General features: G+C 66.6%; 15 protein-coding genes. 7 read left to right on the top strand and 8 right to left on the bottom strand.

Annotation, left to right across the window (positions count from 1 at the left end):
• Position 1: 1 nt before the first annotated feature.
• The 5 genes from mutM to ACPYOD_RS12460 all read right to left on the bottom strand — a co-directional run bounded on the left by mutM (position 2) and on the right by ACPYOD_RS12460 (position 4204).
• Positions 2 to 814, bottom strand: coding sequence for a bifunctional DNA-formamidopyrimidine glycosylase/DNA-(apurinic or apyrimidinic site) lyase (gene mutM, locus ACPYOD_RS12480; protein WP_481302051.1), 813 nt, complete (start codon positions 812 to 814; stop codon positions 2 to 4).
• Positions 815 to 884: 70 nt separating this feature from the next.
• Positions 885 to 1373, bottom strand: a complete 489-nt coding sequence (locus tag ACPYOD_RS12475; protein ID WP_481302050.1) for a hypothetical protein — start codon at positions 1371 to 1373, stop codon at positions 885 to 887.
• Between the two features lies 1 nt (position 1374).
• The gene (locus ACPYOD_RS12470; RefSeq protein ID WP_481302049.1) at positions 1375 to 2721 is read right to left on the bottom strand and encodes a GldG family protein; all 1347 of its coding nucleotides are present in this window, start codon (positions 2719 to 2721) and stop codon (positions 1375 to 1377) included.
• The gene (locus ACPYOD_RS12465) at positions 2721 to 3476 is read right to left on the bottom strand and encodes an ABC transporter permease (protein WP_481302048.1); all 756 of its coding nucleotides are present in this window, start codon (positions 3474 to 3476) and stop codon (positions 2721 to 2723) included. Before ACPYOD_RS12465 ends, ACPYOD_RS12470 begins: the two co-directional genes overlap by 1 nt.
• Entirely contained in the window at positions 3473 to 4204 is a 732-nt protein-coding gene (locus tag ACPYOD_RS12460) for an ABC transporter ATP-binding protein (RefSeq protein WP_481302047.1), read from the bottom strand. Before ACPYOD_RS12460 ends, ACPYOD_RS12465 begins: the two co-directional genes overlap by 4 nt.
• Before the next feature lie 234 nt (positions 4205 to 4438).
• Here ACPYOD_RS12460 and ACPYOD_RS12455 point away from each other — a divergent pair, with 234 nt between their 5' ends.
• Positions 4439 to 5632: a DesA family fatty acid desaturase gene (locus tag ACPYOD_RS12455; protein ID WP_481302046.1), complete on the top strand. Its 1194-nt coding sequence runs from the start codon at positions 4439 to 4441 to the stop codon at positions 5630 to 5632.
• 216 nt (positions 5633 to 5848) lie between these two features.
• Here ACPYOD_RS12455 and rpmG read toward each other — a convergent pair whose 3' ends face one another.
• The gene (gene rpmG, locus ACPYOD_RS12450) at positions 5849 to 6013 is read right to left on the bottom strand and encodes a 50S ribosomal protein L33 (protein ID WP_036109728.1); all 165 of its coding nucleotides are present in this window, start codon (positions 6011 to 6013) and stop codon (positions 5849 to 5851) included.
• 12 nt (positions 6014 to 6025) lie between these two features.
• A complete protein-coding gene (gene rpmB / locus ACPYOD_RS12445) occupies positions 6026 to 6262 on the bottom strand; it encodes a 50S ribosomal protein L28 (RefSeq protein ID WP_036109731.1) in 237 nt (78 codons plus the stop codon).
• A 304-nt stretch (positions 6263 to 6566) separates the two neighbouring features.
• Here rpmB and secB point away from each other — a divergent pair, with 304 nt between their 5' ends.
• The 5 genes from secB to ACPYOD_RS12420 all read left to right on the top strand — a co-directional run bounded on the left by secB (position 6567) and on the right by ACPYOD_RS12420 (position 13726).
• Positions 6567 to 7058: a protein-export chaperone SecB gene (gene secB / locus ACPYOD_RS12440; RefSeq protein ID WP_481302045.1), complete on the top strand. Its 492-nt coding sequence runs from the start codon at positions 6567 to 6569 to the stop codon at positions 7056 to 7058.
• A 3-nt stretch (positions 7059 to 7061) separates the two neighbouring features.
• A complete protein-coding gene (locus ACPYOD_RS12435) occupies positions 7062 to 8096 on the top strand; it encodes an NAD(P)H-dependent glycerol-3-phosphate dehydrogenase (protein WP_481302044.1) in 1035 nt (344 codons plus the stop codon).
• Positions 8097 to 8222: 126 nt separating this feature from the next.
• Positions 8223 to 11231, top strand: a complete 3009-nt coding sequence (locus tag ACPYOD_RS12430) for a DEAD/DEAH box helicase (protein WP_481302043.1) — start codon at positions 8223 to 8225, stop codon at positions 11229 to 11231.
• 857 nt (positions 11232 to 12088) lie between these two features.
• On the top strand, positions 12089 to 12373 hold the full coding sequence (locus ACPYOD_RS12425) for an addiction module antidote protein (RefSeq protein WP_481302042.1): 285 nt from the start codon (positions 12089 to 12091) through the stop codon (positions 12371 to 12373).
• Between the two features lie 246 nt (positions 12374 to 12619).
• Entirely contained in the window at positions 12620 to 13726 is a 1107-nt protein-coding gene (locus ACPYOD_RS12420; protein WP_481302041.1) for a hypothetical protein, read from the top strand.
• A 64-nt stretch (positions 13727 to 13790) separates the two neighbouring features.
• Here the strand turns inward: ACPYOD_RS12420 and glk are convergent, their stop codons facing one another.
• Positions 13791 to 14831: a glucokinase gene (gene glk / locus ACPYOD_RS12415; RefSeq protein ID WP_481302040.1), complete on the bottom strand. Its 1041-nt coding sequence runs from the start codon at positions 14829 to 14831 to the stop codon at positions 13791 to 13793.
• Positions 14832 to 15045: 214 nt separating this feature from the next.
• On the opposite strand from glk, the gene ACPYOD_RS12410 reads away from it, so the two are divergent.
• Entirely contained in the window at positions 15046 to 16140 is a 1095-nt protein-coding gene (locus ACPYOD_RS12410) for an ABC transporter ATP-binding protein (RefSeq protein WP_481302039.1), read from the top strand.
• Positions 16141 to 16227: the final 87 nt, after the last annotated feature.

Genomic DNA, 16227 nt, shown 5'->3' with positions numbered 1-16227 from the left:
CTCAGCGCTGGCAGGCCGGGCAGTAGAACGATGCCCGGCCACCGAGGGTGACCACGCGTATGGCCGCGCCGCATGCCTTGCAAGGCTCACCGGCGCGGCCATACGCATACAGTTCCTGGAAGAAATAGCCCGGTGCGCCATCGGGCGCGAGGAAGTCGCGCAAGGTGGTGCCGCCGCGCTCGATCGCGTAGGCGAGGATGCGCTTCACTTCGGCCGCGAGCTTTGCATAACGGGCGCGCGACACACTGCCCGCCGGCTTGCGAGGATCGATGCCCGCGGCGAACAAGGCTTCGCTCGCATAGATGTTGCCCACACCGACCACGACGGCATTGTCCATCAGGAAGGTCTTCACCGCCGCCGTCCGGCCGCGCGAGACACGCCACAGCACGTCGCCGTCGAATGCGTCGGTGAGCGGTTCGGGCCCTATGCCCTCGAGCAATTCGTGCGTTTCGCCTGGCATCTGCCAGAGCAAGGCGCCAAAGCGGCGGGGGTCGGTGAAGCGCAGCACATCGCCGGAGTCGAACGCGATGTCCACGTGGTCGTGCTTGCCGATGGGTGTATCGGCGGGCAACACGCGGAGCACTCCGGTCATGCCCAGGTGCAACAGCGCGGTACCCGCCCCCGTGCGCAGGAGCAGGTACTTGGCGCGGCGCTCGACATCGTCGACGACCTGCCCCGGCAGGAGCATCGAGATTTCCGGCGGGATCGGCCAGCGCAGATCGGGGCGGCGCAATACGACACCCGTGATGCGGCGGCCCACGACATGGGGGGCGATGCCGCGGCGTGTGGTTTCTACTTCGGGCAGTTCGGGCATGGCGCAAAGATGGGGCGCGGAAGCCGCGCTGGCAAGCCGTACCGCCTTCTCCCCCGTTAGCGCCCGGCCGCTACGGCACGCCGCCGGAGGTCGTCGGCAGCGACGCCGTGCGCGGCGCGCGGGGCAGCGCCTGCGCCGGGACGATGGCGATGCGGTCGCCCACCTTCACGTAGCGTTGCTTGCCGAGTGCCGTCATGTCGCCGAACTCCAGGCGAATGTCGTCGAGCACAAGCACGGCCACCGGCGGCGAAAGGCCTATCTTCGCCGCGTCGAATTCGGAGGCCGGCCGCCATGAGGCGACGGGCGTGGCGGCGAGCGATGCAAGATCCTCGGCGCGGCCCTCGTCCGCGTGGGCGGTAGCGCTCGTCCAGCGGCCCTCGTTGCGGTCGAAGCGTTGGCCGGGGAGGCCGCGAAGGTCCACTTCGATGTGGCGCACGGCGTCCGGATCGAGGGCCGTGAGCGTGTGCGCCTGGGCATCGGCATCGTCCGCATGCCATTGCCACGCGACGGCGGCCACGAGCGCGGCGACGCATGCGATGCCGGCAAGCCGCGCCTTCACGTCAGCGCCGCCTTCGGCGCCAGGCAATGCCCACCCCCAGGCCGAGCAGCACCAGCGGGAGGGCGACGAGGAAACCGAAGGTCACCAGGTTGAGCCCGTCCTGCGACAGTGAGATCACACGATCGGGCGCGCCGCGCGAAGGAAGGTCGACCAGCACGTCGTCGCCGAGCAGCCAGTCGAGGATGCGTTCACCCAGTGCGCGGTTGCCGCCGTTGCCGACATAGGTGTTCGAGAGGAAGTCGCCGTCGCCGATGACGACGGCGCGCTGTTCGCTTTTCGCGGGGCTGGGCGACAGGCGGTTCAATGCGAAGCCGAAGTCCAGCGGGCCTTTCAGTTCACCCGCCTCCGGATGGAAGCCGATGGTGGACGGCTTGTCGTTGTCGATGCCGCCGAAGGCCGTCCAGCTGCGCTCGCCCGAGCGCAGGAAAGGCACCACCGCCCAGTCGTGCGCAGAGACCTGCGCGAGGGCGGACACCTGTGGGAAGAGCGTGGTGTCGCGGAAGGCGCGCGTGATCGCATGGAACGGATAGTCGCCGAGCACGACGATGCGCGGATCGCTCACGTTGAGCGTGCTGCCTTGACCGTCGACGAGCACGCCCGGCAACACGCGAATGCCGAGTACGTCCGCCAGGGAGCCGGTGCCGAGGTCGTCGTTGCCCGGTTCGGTCAGCCACAGCAGGTTGCCGCCGGCACGTACGTAGTCGACCAGCGCCGCGACGCTCGCCGCAGGCAGCGGTGCGGCGGGACTGGCGAGCACGACCAGGTCGGTGTGCTCCGGCACGCCGCGGGTCTGGCTGAAATTCAGCGGTACCGCGCGGATGCCGCGGCGTTCCACCTGGCTCATGAAGGTGCCCAGGTCGGCGTTCGCGCGCCCGTCCGCCTGCCGCTCGCCGTCGCCCGTGACGAACGCGACGATGCGTTGCCCGCCGCGCGCCAACCGCTCGAGCGCGTTCGACAGGTTGCGCTCGTTGATGGGACTTTCCACGCGCTCCTCGCGCCCCGCATAGCGCACCAGCAATGCGCCGTCACCGGAAATACCGAGCTGGCGCGACGCCGCGGGATCGAGGTCGGGATCGACGAAGGAAAGGTGCAAGTCCTTCTTTTCCCGCACGTAGCGTTCCATCACCGCGGCGATCTGTTCGCGCAGTGGGCCCGTGGGGGAGATGTAACCGACGACGTCGACCGGGCCGCGGAGCTTCTCCAGCACCGCGACGCTTTCGGGAGCGAGGCTGGCGCGTGCGCCGCGCGTCCAGTCGTACGTCCACGCGTGGCGCGAACTGAGGAAGCCGATGCATCCGGTCGCGACGACGAGCCCGATGATGACGAACCAGCGGTCGAAGCGGCGCATCACTGGCGCTCCCGGTCGGCGCCGAGACGGCGTATGGCGAGGGACAGCGCCAGCGCGATCGCGAGGGCAAACCATGCGAGGTCGCTAGTGACGACAAGGCCGCGCAGGAGGTTCTGCAGGTGCGTGGCCATGGTCAGCCATTCCAGGAAGCCACCGCTCACGCCGGCCGCCTGGGCGCCGCGGTCGATGGTCCAGAGGACGAGCGTCACGATGAGCGCCATCGCCGCCGCGATGGCGGGAAACGAGGTGGCGGCGGAGCAGGCAAGCCCGATGGCTGCCAGCGTGGCGAGCAACAGTGCCGTACCCAGCGTGGCGGCGGCGAGCTTGCCCCAGTCGGCGGTGGACTCCGCCCCGACGACCAGCGGCATGGCCAGGGTCGCCAGCAGCCACAAGCCGAGCCAGACGAGCACCGCGAGGTATTTCCCGATCACGATGTGCCAAGGCGCGAGGCCCGTCGAGGCGAGCAGCGCGAGCGTGCCGCTGCGGCGCTCCCCGGCGAGTTGGGTCATTGTCATCAGCGGCACGACGAGGAAGGCCAGCTTCGCCAGTTCCGCGAGCAGCGGAATCGCCACGAGGTCGGTGAAGCCGGGCGCGTCCGCCACGGCGGCCAGCTTCACCTGCGCCCCCAGGAACTGACCGAGGCCGAGGATGAAGGTCCAGGCCAGCCAGGCGATGGTGAGGGCTGCCAGCGCCCAGGCCAGCGGGCGTACGGCGAGCCGGCGGAGTTCCAGGCGGGCGACGGCGAGGGTGCTCATGCGGCCGGCCCCGTAGCGATGGCGAAGAACGTGGCTTCGAGGGCGGCGCCGCCTTCGTCACCACGCAACGGCGCATCGTGACGCAGCCGGCCCTCATGGAGGATGGCGACGCGATCGCACACGGCGACCACCTCGGCCAGCACATGCGTGGAAAGGATCACCGCCGCGCCGGCGGCGGCACGCTCGCGGATCAGCCTGCGCAACTCGCCGACCTGTACCGGATCCAGCGCGTTCGCCGGTTCGTCGAGAATGATGAGGGCCGGCTCGTGCACCAGGGCACAGGCCAGGCCCAGCCGCTGGCGCTGGCCCTGCGACAGCACGCCAGCCAGCCGCCGGCGCAGGTCGCCCAGCCGTAAGCGTTCGATAATGGCCTCTGCAGCCCGGCGCGCGGCCGGCCTGGCTGCGCCGCGCAGCCGCGAGAAAGCCACGAGGTGCTCCTCGACGGACAGTTCCGGCCACGATGGTGCGTTCTCGGGAAGCCACCCGATCAATCGCCGGGCTATGCGCGGGTGGGCCACGAAGTCTTCGCCGGCGAGGAGGATGCGACCCGTATCGGGCCGTAAGGCGCCGGCGAGCATGGCCAGCGAGGTCGATTTGCCGGCACCATTGACCCCCAGGAGGCCCATGACTTCACCGGCGTTCAGGGAAAACGAGACGTCGGCGACAACCGCGCGCCCCGCCCGGCGCCGGGAAAGCCCCTCGATATTCAGCAAAGGCCCCCGGTTCATGCTGCTACGTCGCCCATCGACGGCCTACGCCGGTTATCGTGATCCGATCGTGCGCGGCTGCGTTGATCTGGCTGAACGTGGGGGATGGATGTCATCGGGCGATTGTGCTCAATGGCCTCTCGATCCCACAACAGCCCTCTTCACAATTTGCCGATATCCATGCTGGTGGGTATGGCGCCCGCTCGTTAGACTGGCCATGCAAGACCCCCTAACTATCCTTGCGGTAACGACTCGATGCTCGACACCTTGCTCGATTTCCTGGCCAACGGACTCTCCCGCGCAAGCTGGGGCGAGATGCTGGTTTACCTGCTGGTGGTCACGCAGCTCACCATCTTCACGGTGACGCTCTACTACCATCGCAGCGCCACCCACCGCGGTGTGGATTTCCACTGGACGCTCAACGGCTTCTTCCGCTTCTGGGGATGGTTGACGACGGGCATGGTGGTGAAGGAGTGGGTCGCCATCCACCGCAAGCACCACGCCAAGGTCGAGACGGAAGAAGATCCGCACAGCCCGCAGGTGTACGGCATCAAGAAGGTCTTCCTCGACGGCGTCGCGCTTTATCGCGAAGCCAGCTACAACAAGGCGGACATGGAGAAGTACGGCCGCGGCACGCCGGACGACTGGTTCGAGCGCACGCTGTTCGGCCGTCACCCGTACTGGGGCCCGACGCTGATGGCGATCATCAACATCTCGCTGTTCGGCGTGATCGGCCTCGCGATCTGGGCCATCCAGATGGTGTGGATCCCGTTCTGGGCCGCCGGCTTCGTCAACGGCATCGGCCACTGGTGGGGCTACCGCAACTTCGAAAGCTCCGACACCGCGACCAACATCTCGCCGTGGGGCTTCTGGATCGGCGGCGAAGAACTGCACAACAACCACCACGCATTTCCCAGCTCGGCGAAGTTCGCCCTGCGCAAGTGGGAATTCGACATCGGTTGGGCGGCTATCTGCGGCCTGCGCTTCCTGCGCCTGGCCAAGGTGCTGCGCGTGGCGCCCACGCTCAACATCCGTCCGAACGTGCACCTGCCCGATGCCGAGACGCTCAAGGGCGTGCTGACGCTGCGCTTCCAGGCCACCACCGACTACTACCGCAATGTCATCCTCCCGACGATGCGCGAGGAAATGGGCCAGGCCGGCGACAGCATCAAGTCCGTGCCGCGCCGCCTGCGTCGCGCCCTGGCCGATGGCGGCCGCTGGCTCGACAACGACGCCCGCGAACGCCTGCAGGCCGCAATCGCCAACCGTCCGGCGCTCAAGACGGTCTGCGACTTCCGCGCGCGTCTCGTCGCATTGATGGAAGAGCGTGGCGCGGAGAAGTCGCTCAAGGCGCTCCAGCAGTGGATCGTCGAGGCGGAACAGAGCGGCATCCGCTCGCTCCAGCAGTTCGCCCAGCGCCTGAAGGGTTATTCGGCCGTCGGCGCGTAACGCACAGCGACCCCGGAAAGCAAAAACCCGCCGTCGAAAGACGGCGGGTTTTTTGTTGCCTGTGGGAGCCGGCTATTGTGGGAGCCGGCTATGCCGGCGATCCCGCGGCAGCGGGCAAGCCGGCCTCGGCACCCACCGCCGCTGAAGCGGCTCCGCGCCAGGCAAAAAAAACCCGCCGTAAGGCGGGTTTTTCCAAAGATCCGAAGCGGCGAGCGCTTACTTGATCTTGCCTTCCTTGTATTCCACGTGCTTCCGGACGACGGGATCGTACTTCATGAAGACCATCTTTTCCGGGGTGTTCTTCTTGTTCTTCGTGGTCGTGTAGAAGTGACCGGTGCCCGCGGTGGAAATCAGGCGGTGCTTATCGCGCTTGCTTGCCATGGTTCGATCTCCTTAGATCTTTTCGCCGCGGGAACGGAGGTCGGCCAGCACAGCCTCGATGCCGTTCTTGTCGATGGTGCGCAGCGCGTGGTTGGAAACGCGGAGCTTCACCCAGCGGTTCTCGCTGGCGACCCAGAAGCGGCGCTCGTGCAGGTTCGGCAGCCAGCGGCGGCGGGTCTTGTTGTTCGCGTGCGAGACGTTGTTGCCGCTCTGCACGCCCTTGTTGGTGACTTGGCATCTACGGGCCATGGGGCCTCCTTATAGATTCGTTGGACCGCCCTTTGGCCAGGACGGCATCGGCCCAGCGGCGCGCCGTTCGACCGGCTGCCACGCGATGGCTGGAGGGTGGTGCGCTTCCGCCCGTGTAAGTCCGCATCGCGTAACGGACTTTCCCGACGTATCGGGCTGGCATAGGGAAGCCGGGCATTCTCTCAGAAGCCCGGGTCCTCGCGCAAGCCGGACTGTGCGGGGCGCCGGGTTGTGTGAAACAATCCCCGCTTTCGTGCCAGCGGCACGCAATCAGCCCACACGACGCCTTTTCGAGGACTACGCAATGGCAGAAATCACCGCCAACGGCCAGGCCGGCCAGCCGCAGCTCGTGCTGCAGAAGATTTATGTGAAGGACGCCTCCTTCGAAGCCCCGAACGCCCCCCAGGTGTTCCAGGAAATGGGCGAGACCGAAGCCCAGCCGCAGGTCCAGCTCAACCTGGGCCACAAGGCCGTCGACCTCGGCAACGACCTCTTCGAGGTGGTGCTGAGCCTCACGCTCACCTGCAACCTGGGCGAGCGCACCGCCTACCTCGCCGAAGTCCACCAGGCCGGCATCTTCGGCATCGCCGGTTTTTCGGGCGAAGACCGCGACGGCATCCTCGGCTCGTACTGCCCGAACCTCCTGTTCCCGTATGCGCGCCAGATGGTCTCTTCGATGGTCCAGGAAGGCGGCTTCCCGCCGTTCCTGCTCCAGCCGATCAACTTCGACGCCCTCTACGCCGAACAGCAGCGCCAGCAGCTTGAAGGCGCAGGTGCCCATTCGCTCAACAGCTGAGCCATGAGCGCCACCTCCCGACCCACCGTCGCCGTCCTCGGCGCCGGGTCATGGGGCACCGCGCTGGCAGCCCTGCTGGCGCGCAACGACGTCCCCACGCGCCTGTGGGGGCGCGACGCGGACGCGCTCGCGGCCATGGCCGCGACGCGCCGCAACCTGCGCTACCTGCCCGATCTCGACCTTCCGCCGGAACTGGTCTACGAGGCCGACCTCGCAGCCGTGCTGCGCGGTGCCGGCATCGTCCTGCTGGTGGTGCCCAGCCACGCCTTCGCGGCGATGCTCGACCAGATCGTGCCCCTGCTCGACGCCGACGCCCGGGTTTCCTGGGCCACGAAGGGCTTCGAGACCGGCACGGGACGCTTCCTGCACGAGCTGGTGAACGAGAAGCTGCCGGGCCGCCCGGCGGCCGTCGTCACGGGCCCGTCCTTCGCGCGCGAAGTCACGGCCGGCCTGCCCAGTGCCGTGACCGTGCATGCCACGGACGAGGCATTCGGCAAGGAACTGGCCGTGCTGCTGCATGCGCCGAACTTCCGCGCCTATACCGGTAACGACATCCTGGGCGCCGAGCTTGGGGGCGCCATGAAGAACGTGCTGGCGGTAGCCACTGGCGTCGCCGACGGCATGGAGCTCGGGTTGAACGCCCGGGCCGGCCTCATCACCCGCGGCATGAACGAGATGCTGCGGCTCGGCGTGGCGCTGGGCGCACGGGCGGAAACCCTCATGGGCCTCGCCGGTCTCGGCGACCTCGTGCTCACCTGTACGGGCGATCTCTCGCGCAACCGCCGCCTGGGGCTCGCGCTCGGTCGGGGTATTCCGTTGCCCGAGGCCATCCGGCAGATCGGCCAGGTGGTCGAAAGCGTGGTCACGGCCGACGAAGTGGCCCGCCTGGCAGGCTTCCACGGCCTCGACCTGCCGATCTCGGCCGGGGTGCGAGCCGTGCTCCACGGCGAAGTCACGCCGGAGGAAGCCCTGCGCACGCTGATGAGCCGTGAGCAGAAGGCCGAATATCCAGTGGATCTCTTCCCCCAGCGCGGTTGAGCGTAGCCGTGCGGCGCCTCTCCGCTGCCTGAACCGGCCCGATCCACCGGGTAAAAAGTCCTACGGGTAACGCCTCCGGGCTTTGCTAAGCTTCCTGTTTTGGTCGCGCGGGCAGGATCGCTACGGATGCATCAACCGGACGACAAGCGCAGGCGAGACGACGCCGTGGACTCGCTGCCGCAGGCATGGCAGCGGGCCATGGGTGGCGGCGCTCGGGCAGTCGCGGCGGAACGCGCCGTCCTCGGTTTCTTCCTCGAAGGCGTGAACGACGACCACGAACCGGCGGCACACCTCGACGTTGCCCCGGTCCTGCTGACGGTCGCCGCGGACGGCCGCTTTTCACGTCCGCTGCCGCTGGATAGCCGGCACTTGCCCGAGGCCACGCTCAGCGCCGTGGAAAAGCGCCTCGCGGCCACCGTGCTGGGCCTTCCCCAGACGCTACGGAAAAGCCGCAGCTATGCGCGGTTCACCGGTGAACTGGGCGACCAGCTCCTGGCCGAGATCCTCGATGGCGCACCCTGCTTTTTCGGCGGGGTGGCCGGCTTGCAGCTGTCGCGCGGCAAACCGCAGCCCCTGCGTTGGCGCTGGAACCTCGAAAAGGACGGCGGCCAGAAGTTGCTGCCCGATGTGCCCGCAAGCCAGCGCCTGTTCCGCGTGGGCTCGTTGTGGTTTCTCGATGCCGAACACGCCGAAGTCGGCCTGCTGGAGGGCGAGCCGGAAGAAAGCGCCTGGCTCGACCTGCCGCCGCTGCCTCCGGAAAGCACCGCCACTTTCCGTGCGGGATTGGAAACCGCGCGCATGGGACCTCGCGTCCCGGCGCCCCAGGTATTCGGCGAAGTGCGCCGTGCCGAGGTGTCCCCGCGACCGGTCCTGGTGCTGCACGCGCTGACCCGCCATGCGCGGCTCGCGGCCGGCACGCCGCCGCTCGCCTATGGACGCCTGGCCTTCGACTATGCCGGTGAGCGGCTGCCGGGACGCGGTGGCGAACCGCTCGTGCGCCGCGTGCGCAACGGCGTGCTGCTCGAGATCACCCGTCGCCGCGCGGAGGAACTGGCCACCATGGAAACCCTCGAAACCGCGGGCCTCAACCCGGCGGTGGACACCGAGGGGCTGCCCTGGGACATGGCCGACACCCTTCCCGACGATGCGTGGCTGTTCCCCGGCAAGGGATACGCGGGCGCACTCGAGGTGAACACGCCGGCCCGTTGGCTCGCCTTGCGGCCCAAGCTGGAAGCCGACGGCTTCCTCCTCGAATACGCCGCAAGCTTTCCCTTCGAAGTCCTGGAAGGGCCGGTGCGCTGGTACGGCCAGGCGAACGAAGACGACGCGGACCGCGCCTTCGATCTGGAAATCGGTATCGAGGTGGAAGGCAAGCGCGTGAACCTGTTGCCCGCGGTGGCGCAGGCGCTGGCCGAACACCAGCTCAGCCTCAGCCCGATGCCGGGCGAGGCCGAGGATTCGGTCTGGTACGCGCCCGTCGACGAGCGGCGCCGCGTGCCGGTGCGACTGAAGGAGTTGCGCGGCCTGCTTGCGCCCCTGGCGGAATACCTCGAAAAACCACGCCAGCAATTGCACCTGCCGAGAGTGCAGGCCGGCCGCCTGGAGGAACTCGCGCAGGCGCTGCCCAGCGGCGGTTCCTTCGAGGCGCCCGAGCGCCTGCGCGGCTTCACCCGCCGTCTGCGCGAGGCCGCCGAGCGCGCCAGCGACGCGGTGCCCGAAGGCCTGCGCGCCGAGCTGCGCGGTTACCAGCGCGACGGCCTGCGCTGGATGAACGCACTGGCCGAAGCCGGCACAGGCGGCGTGCTTGCCGACGACATGGGCCTCGGCAAGACCTTGCAGCTCATCACGCACGTGCTTGCACTGAAGGAAAGCGGCAACCTCACATCGCCCGCGCTCGTCGTCGTACCGACCAGCCTGGTGCCGAACTGGATTTCCGAGGTGGCGCGTTTCGCGCCCGGCCTCACCCTGCTTGCGCTGCACGGGCCGCAGCGCGCGGAAACCTTCGCGCGCATCGCCGAGTACGACGTCATCCTCACGACGTACGCGCTCCTGCCGCGCGACGTCGACACATTGAAGAAGCAGACCTTCTCGCTCGTCGTGCTCGACGAAGCGCAGCAGGTGAAGAATCCCCGCACGCAGGCGCGCCGCGCGCTGCTCACGCTGAAGGTGCCGCGTTGCCTGTGTCTCACCGGCACGCCTCTCGAAAATCATCTCGGCGAACTCTGGTCGCAGATCGATCTCGCGGTGCCGGGTTTGCTCGGCGACGAAGGCGCGTTCCGCAGGCATTACCGCCTGCCGATCGAGAAGCACCAGGACATCGAGTGCCAGGAACGGCTCAATCGCCGCATCGCCCCCTTCATCCTTCGTCGTACGAAGGCACAGGTGGCGTCGGAACTTCCCGCGAAGACGGAAATAACCCGCCGTGTGGTGATGGAACCGAGGCAGCGTGACCTGTACGAAAGCCTGCGACTTTCGCTTGCGGAAGAACTGCGCGAAGTGATCGCACAGCGCGGCATCGCGCACAGCGGCATCGTGGTACTCGACGCGTTGCTCAAGCTCCGCCAGGTCTGCTGCGATCCACGCCTGGTGAAGCTCGAGGCTGCGCGCGGCGTGCGCGAGTCGGCGAAGTTCGAACTGCTGATGGACATGCTGCCGGCGCTGCTGACGGAAGGCCGTCGTGTGCTTCTCTTCAGCCAGTTCACCGAGATGCTGAAGCTCATCGCCGTGGAACTCGATCGCCGTCGTATCAGCTATGTCACGCTCACCGGCGAAACGCGCGATCGCGCCGAGCCCGTGCAACGCTTCCAGGAGGGCGAGGTACCGCTCTTCCTGCTGTCGTTGAAGGCCGGTGGTGTGGGCCTCAACCTCACCAGCGCGGACACGGTCATCCACTACGACCCGTGGTGGAATCCCGCGGCCGAGGCGCAGGCCAGCGACCGCGCGCACCGCATCGGCCAGGACAAGCCGGTGTTCGTCTACCGCCTGATCACGGCCGGCACCGTGGAAGAGCGGATCGAAGAGTTGAAGGCCCGGAAGGCCGAACTCGCCGACGCCGTGCTCGAGGGCGGCGGAAGCCGCGAGCGCCTCAGCTTCGACGAAAGCGACCTCGACGCACTGCTAGCCCCGCCGGCCTGATTTTTGGTTCTTCACGGAAGTCCGGGGACGCTGCCTGCATACATCGGTTCATTCGCCAAGGCGAATGCATGTGTCCAGCGGCTGGCGCCGCTTTCGGCTCGGACGGTGAGGCCAGAGCCTTCGGCGTCCACCCTCGCTGCTCAGACAGGTCCTTCGCGTTCGAAAGGGAGGGGCCGCTTGCGCGGCCCGTGTATCTATATGGCCTACGGCCGCTCTCTTGTGCGGAACTCGCCTCGAGGGTGGACACCGAAGACTCTTCCCAAGACTGAGGCGGCGTGTCCGGAGAGCATCACCGCCGACGACAGAAGCCGCGGCTCGCGGGACATCGTCTCGCCTCGCCAGCCAGTTGGGCCTTTCCTAACTCTGGACGGCTCCTTGTCCGGGCATCGTCGCACGCATCAAGCGCCTCGAGTGCAGGCCACCGCATCGCGCCTGTGGCTCTTCCGCCACTCCACCGCACTGTCCGGAAGAGACCTTGGTGCCCACCCTCGAGGCGAGTTCCGCACAAGAGAGCGGCCGCAGGCCACATAAGTACACGGGCCGCGTCAGCGGCCTTCCTTTTCGAGCGCGGAGGACCTGTCTGAGCAGCGAGGGTGGGCCGCAAGGTCTCCCCGCGAGACGCTCAGGGGTATAGCGCTCTGGCCATACCGGGCCGCAAGAACGCCACGGCAAGCCTGATCGAACCAGCGGCAGGGTGTCATGTCGATGGCTGGCCCGGTCCCCGGGAATGCGTGAAGAACCTGATCTTTATTTGCCCAGCTCGAACATGTGTCGGCTTGGGTCGTCGGTCTTGTAATCCATGGGTCACATATCGTAACTTATAAGTTACGATCGACGCATGTACGAGATCGAACGAAATGAAAGAGAAATTCACCCGATGGGACGCCGTTGATCACCTGCCGTCGGAAGCCGAGCAAACGGCTTACCTCAACGCATGCCTCGAAGACGACCCTGGCGACGGCAGTCTGGTAAGGGCGGCGCTCGGCGATATCGCGCGCGCGCGCGGCATGAGCAGCGTTGCGCGCGCTACGGGTATCTCGCGCGAAGGCCTGTATCGAGCGCTGTCGTCGGACGGCAATCCGGAGTTCGCGACGGTCATGCGCGTCATGCGCGCGCTGGGTGTCCATCTGCGCGTTGCGTGAGGCAACACATCGCTCTGCAAAGAAATTTCGCAAACCCGAAGATCGGGCATGGTTCGTGAGCCCACGGCCCAGTTCGTGAATTGCTGCTCGTACTGCGACGCATGTCACACTTTTAGGCGTCCCGCGGCTGCACTAGCCGGTTCTCAAGACGAGTAACCCTTCCTCAAGTAACGATTTGGCGCGCGCTTAACGGCGTGCCCGACCCGAACGGGCCGGTGCCTAACTTTTGTGGGAGCCAACATGCGAATGAATCGCGTCGTCACCGTGGGCGTGCTTGCCCTGTCGTTACCTCTATTTTCCGTCGCGCGGGCCAGGGTGGGCGAAACCTGTACAAGCGAGTTTCCCGTCCCTCCGCCGTTGGTCCAGACTGGCCTCGGATCGACGCTGGACGAGTTGGTGCACAGCGCCTATCCCATCCAGTGGCGGACGAAGCAGGTCGTCCGGGAAAATTGGATGATCAACTACGGGACCTCGTCTGCGACTGACAAGAAGAACAAAATCATCACTGTAATCAGTGGGCAATCGGTGCCATACACCACGTCGCATTTCGCGCATGAAGTTGGGCACGCCACAAGCAGCTTCTCAGAGAATTTGACCTCTCGCGCAGCCTATGTACGCAGTCGTTGCACCGATGAAGGTTTCGCACTTGGGGTGAACATCGTCGCTCGTCGGACGATTAAACAGTGCGCGGAAGTGGATGTGGGTGTCGTCTCCACGGATGTGCCGTTTTTCACGGAGTGGCACGAGTCCATGGCTGCGAACCCTCCGATCTTGTATGGCGACTTCGGACACGCCTTCTGCGAAAGGAATACTGAGTCGATTTCCGGAAAGAACTATCTCGATTACTACGGCGACTGGTACGACGCACACTACGTGGCCCCACCACCTGATTCGCGAGGATTCGACTCCGGTCCTTTCTTCGACCGCATTGAGTCATTGGCTAACCGTGCAACCGAGGGTCCCAAGGCTTTACGCAATCACTGGCCGGGCGGGGAATCGCTCGTTCAATCCCAAGCTCATAGCAATAGCTATGCGGGTGGTGGCGCGCATCTTGTGGAAGGCATAAGCGTGATCGAGTCGGAGATCAGAGTAAGCCGGGACGATGCACCCCACCTGGTACTCGCGACCATGAAGATCGATGCTCCCTGCATCAGTCTCGAAACAATGCGGGCCCGGTATCCATCGGTCATCATGACCGATGCACCGAGGACAGCTTCGCCAAATGCCTACGCTGCGTGGTCCATTTTTGGCCCCTGGGGGGAAATAGGGTTCGGTTTCTCCTACGTCAATCCCAAGTGCATCTCCAGGGTCACCTTGATCCCGGATGCGTTCCCGCCAGCCCTGTCGCTCTGATTGCCTGAGAGAAAGATGCCCGGCATTGCGCCGGGCATCTTTGGGGGGGTATTCGCAGGCTGGCTCAGCGCCGCAGCGGCGTGCCGCCGGCCTCGACGATCGCCAGTGCGGTGCCGCCGATGAGGCCCGGTTCCGGGTTCATGATGGCCTGCGTGGGCACGGCTTCCATCGTGTCGCGGAAGCGGCCCTTCGCTTCGAAGCGCTCGCGGAAGTGGCCCTTCTGGATCCACGGCAGCAGGATCGGGGTCATGCCGCCGGTGAGGTAGACGCCGTCCCACGCGCCCAGCGTGAGCACGAGGTCGCCCGCCACGCTGCCGAAGATGCCGGCAAACGTTTCGACGGCACGGCCGCACATCGCGCAGGTTTCGTCGGTGGCGCGGCGGGTGATGTCCTCGGGCGTGATGGCCTCGTCGGGCTTCTGACCGGAGATCTCGCAGATCGCGGTGTAGAGGTTCACGAGGCCGGCGCCGCTGATGAGGCGCTCGTTCGACACGCGTCCGTAGCGCAGGTTGAGCACCTTGAGTATCTCGATGTCTTCGGCGCTATGCGCGGCGAAGCCCGCGTGGCCGCCTTCGGTCTGCAGCACGCTGACCTTGTCGCCGCGGATCAGCAGGCCGCCCACGCCGAGGCCGGTGCCGGGGCCGACGACCACGAAGGTCTGTTCTTCCTTGCTGCCGATCTTGGGGATGGGGGAGTTGCCTACCTGTACGAGGTCGACATGGCCCTCGGCGTCCGGCTTGTCGCTCATCAGCATGACCGCCATCGACTGGGCGGCGAAGTCGTTCACGAGGTGGACCCACTCGAGGCCGAGTTCCTTCGTGAGGTTCTTGGCGGAGATGGCCCACGGATTGTTCGTGACCTTCACGGTCTCGCCATTGTCGATGCGGCCCGCGGCGGCAATGATGGCGCGCTGGGCTTGGTGGCCCGTTTCCTTGAAGTACTGCTGCGCGGCCTCGCCGAGGGACGCGTAGTCCTTGACGTGGTAGCGCCGGATGCTTTCCTGAATGAGCGGCGGGTCTTCATCCGGATGAGCGATGCCGAAGCGCACGTTGGTGCCGCCGAGGTCGGCGAGCAGGGTCGGCGCCGGGGCGCTAACGTTGGCCATGTTGAGGAACCTGTCGTGTCACGGAAGCCCGCAAGGGTGCCTCGCGCGGGCGCTGGCGTCTAGTGAAGGCTTACTTCGGGCCGGGCAGGGGCCTACAGAAAGGCGCTCTTCCGGCCGAGGCTTTGACGTAAACGATTACGTCGGCAGAATACCTCATTGCCCGGGGTAGTGGCAGGCATCGCCTGACACACCCGGACCCACGGGAGAGCAGGAAATGGCAGCAGTTCGCCTCGACAAGGTACGCAAGGTGTATCCCAACGGGCATGTGGCCCTGGAGGAGGCGAGTTTCGAAATCGCGGACGGCGAGCTGCTGGTGCTGGTGGGGCCTTCGGGCTGCGGCAAGACCACGTTGCTACGCATGATCGCGGGCCTGGAGTCGATCACCGCCGGCAGCATGCGCATCGGCGACCGCGTTGTGAACGACGTGCCGCCGAAGGACCGCGACATCGCCATGGTCTTCCAGAACTATGCGCTCTATCCGCACATGACCGTGCGCGAGAACCTCGGTTTCGGACTCCGCCTGCGCGGCGTCGCCCGGGACGAGATCGATCGGCGCGTGGCGGTGGCTTCCGACATGCTGGGCTTGAACGAGCGGCTGGAGCACCGTCCGGCGGCGCTTTCGGGTGGCCAGCGCCAGCGCGTGGCACTGGGCCGCGCGCTCGTGCGCGACCCGGCCGTGTTCCTGCTCGACGAGCCGCTGTCGAACCTGGACGCGAAGCTGCGCCTGTCCACTCGCGTGGAAATCGCGCGCATCCACCGCCGCCTCGGCGCGACGATGGTCTACGTCACGCACGACCAGATCGAGGCGATGACGCTGGGCCAGCGCATCGTGGTGCTGAACGGCGGCGTGGTGCAGCAGCTGGACACGCCGATGAACCTCTACAACAAGCCCGCCAACCTCTTCGTGGCGGGTTTCCTCGGCAGTCCGGCCATGAACCTGTTCCACGGCACGCTCCGCCGCACCGACGGGCTGCGGCTGGAAACGGCGGACGGTTCCATGGCCCTCGGCACGCAGGCGCAAGGCCTGGAGGCCTACGTGGACAAGGCGGTCATCGTCGGCGTCCGCCCGGAAGACCTTCTCACCGTCGACGACCACCCGGGCGTGCAGGAGCGCCTGCGCGCGCATGTCGAGGTGGTGGAACCGGTGGGCAACGAGGTGTTCCTGAACATGCGCCATGGCGAGGCCGAACTGGTCGCTCGCGTGCCTCCGCACGCGACGATCCAGCCCGGTACGGACGTGGCGCTCGGTTTCCAGCCGGAGAGGCTGCATTTCTTCGATCCGGAGACGACCGGCCGGATAGCGGCCTGAACCGTCCTCGTTCGCAAGGCGAGGGCCCGACCTGCGACGCCGTGTCCTCCGACCGCCGGGCCATGAGGCGTAAAATGGGCGGATCGC

The sequence above is a fragment of the Luteibacter sp. HAY1-4A genome, from assembly GCF_056755355.1.
The sequence above is the reverse complement of the archived record's forward strand: the minus strand, read 5'-3'. Positions and strand labels throughout refer to the sequence as shown.

Coding starts and splice junctions, on each gene's coding strand:
- rpmB (WP_036109731.1), bottom strand. CDS start 6,262: ATGGCCCGTAGATGCCAAGTCACCAACAAGGGCGTGCAGAGCGGCAAC.
- ACPYOD_RS12430 (WP_481302043.1), top strand. CDS start 8,223: ATGCATCAACCGGACGACAAGCGCAGGCGAGACGACGCCGTGGACTCG.
- ACPYOD_RS12435 (WP_481302044.1), top strand. CDS start 7,062: ATGAGCGCCACCTCCCGACCCACCGTCGCCGTCCTCGGCGCCGGGTCA.
- ACPYOD_RS12470 (WP_481302049.1), bottom strand. CDS start 2,721: ATGCGCCGCTTCGACCGCTGGTTCGTCATCATCGGGCTCGTCGTCGCG.
- rpmG (WP_036109728.1), bottom strand. CDS start 6,013: ATGGCAAGCAAGCGCGATAAGCACCGCCTGATTTCCACCGCGGGCACC.
- mutM (WP_481302051.1), bottom strand. CDS start 814: ATGCCCGAACTGCCCGAAGTAGAAACCACACGCCGCGGCATCGCCCCC.
- ACPYOD_RS12410 (WP_481302039.1), top strand. CDS start 15,046: ATGGCAGCAGTTCGCCTCGACAAGGTACGCAAGGTGTATCCCAACGGG.
- ACPYOD_RS12425 (WP_481302042.1), top strand. CDS start 12,089: ATGAAAGAGAAATTCACCCGATGGGACGCCGTTGATCACCTGCCGTCG.
- ACPYOD_RS12460 (WP_481302047.1), bottom strand. CDS start 4,204: ATGAACCGGGGGCCTTTGCTGAATATCGAGGGGCTTTCCCGGCGCCGG.
- ACPYOD_RS12455 (WP_481302046.1), top strand. CDS start 4,439: ATGCTCGACACCTTGCTCGATTTCCTGGCCAACGGACTCTCCCGCGCA.
- secB (WP_481302045.1), top strand. CDS start 6,567: ATGGCAGAAATCACCGCCAACGGCCAGGCCGGCCAGCCGCAGCTCGTG.
- ACPYOD_RS12420 (WP_481302041.1), top strand. CDS start 12,620: ATGAATCGCGTCGTCACCGTGGGCGTGCTTGCCCTGTCGTTACCTCTA.
- glk (WP_481302040.1), bottom strand. CDS start 14,831: ATGGCCAACGTTAGCGCCCCGGCGCCGACCCTGCTCGCCGACCTCGGC.
- ACPYOD_RS12465 (WP_481302048.1), bottom strand. CDS start 3,476: ATGAGCACCCTCGCCGTCGCCCGCCTGGAACTCCGCCGGCTCGCCGTA.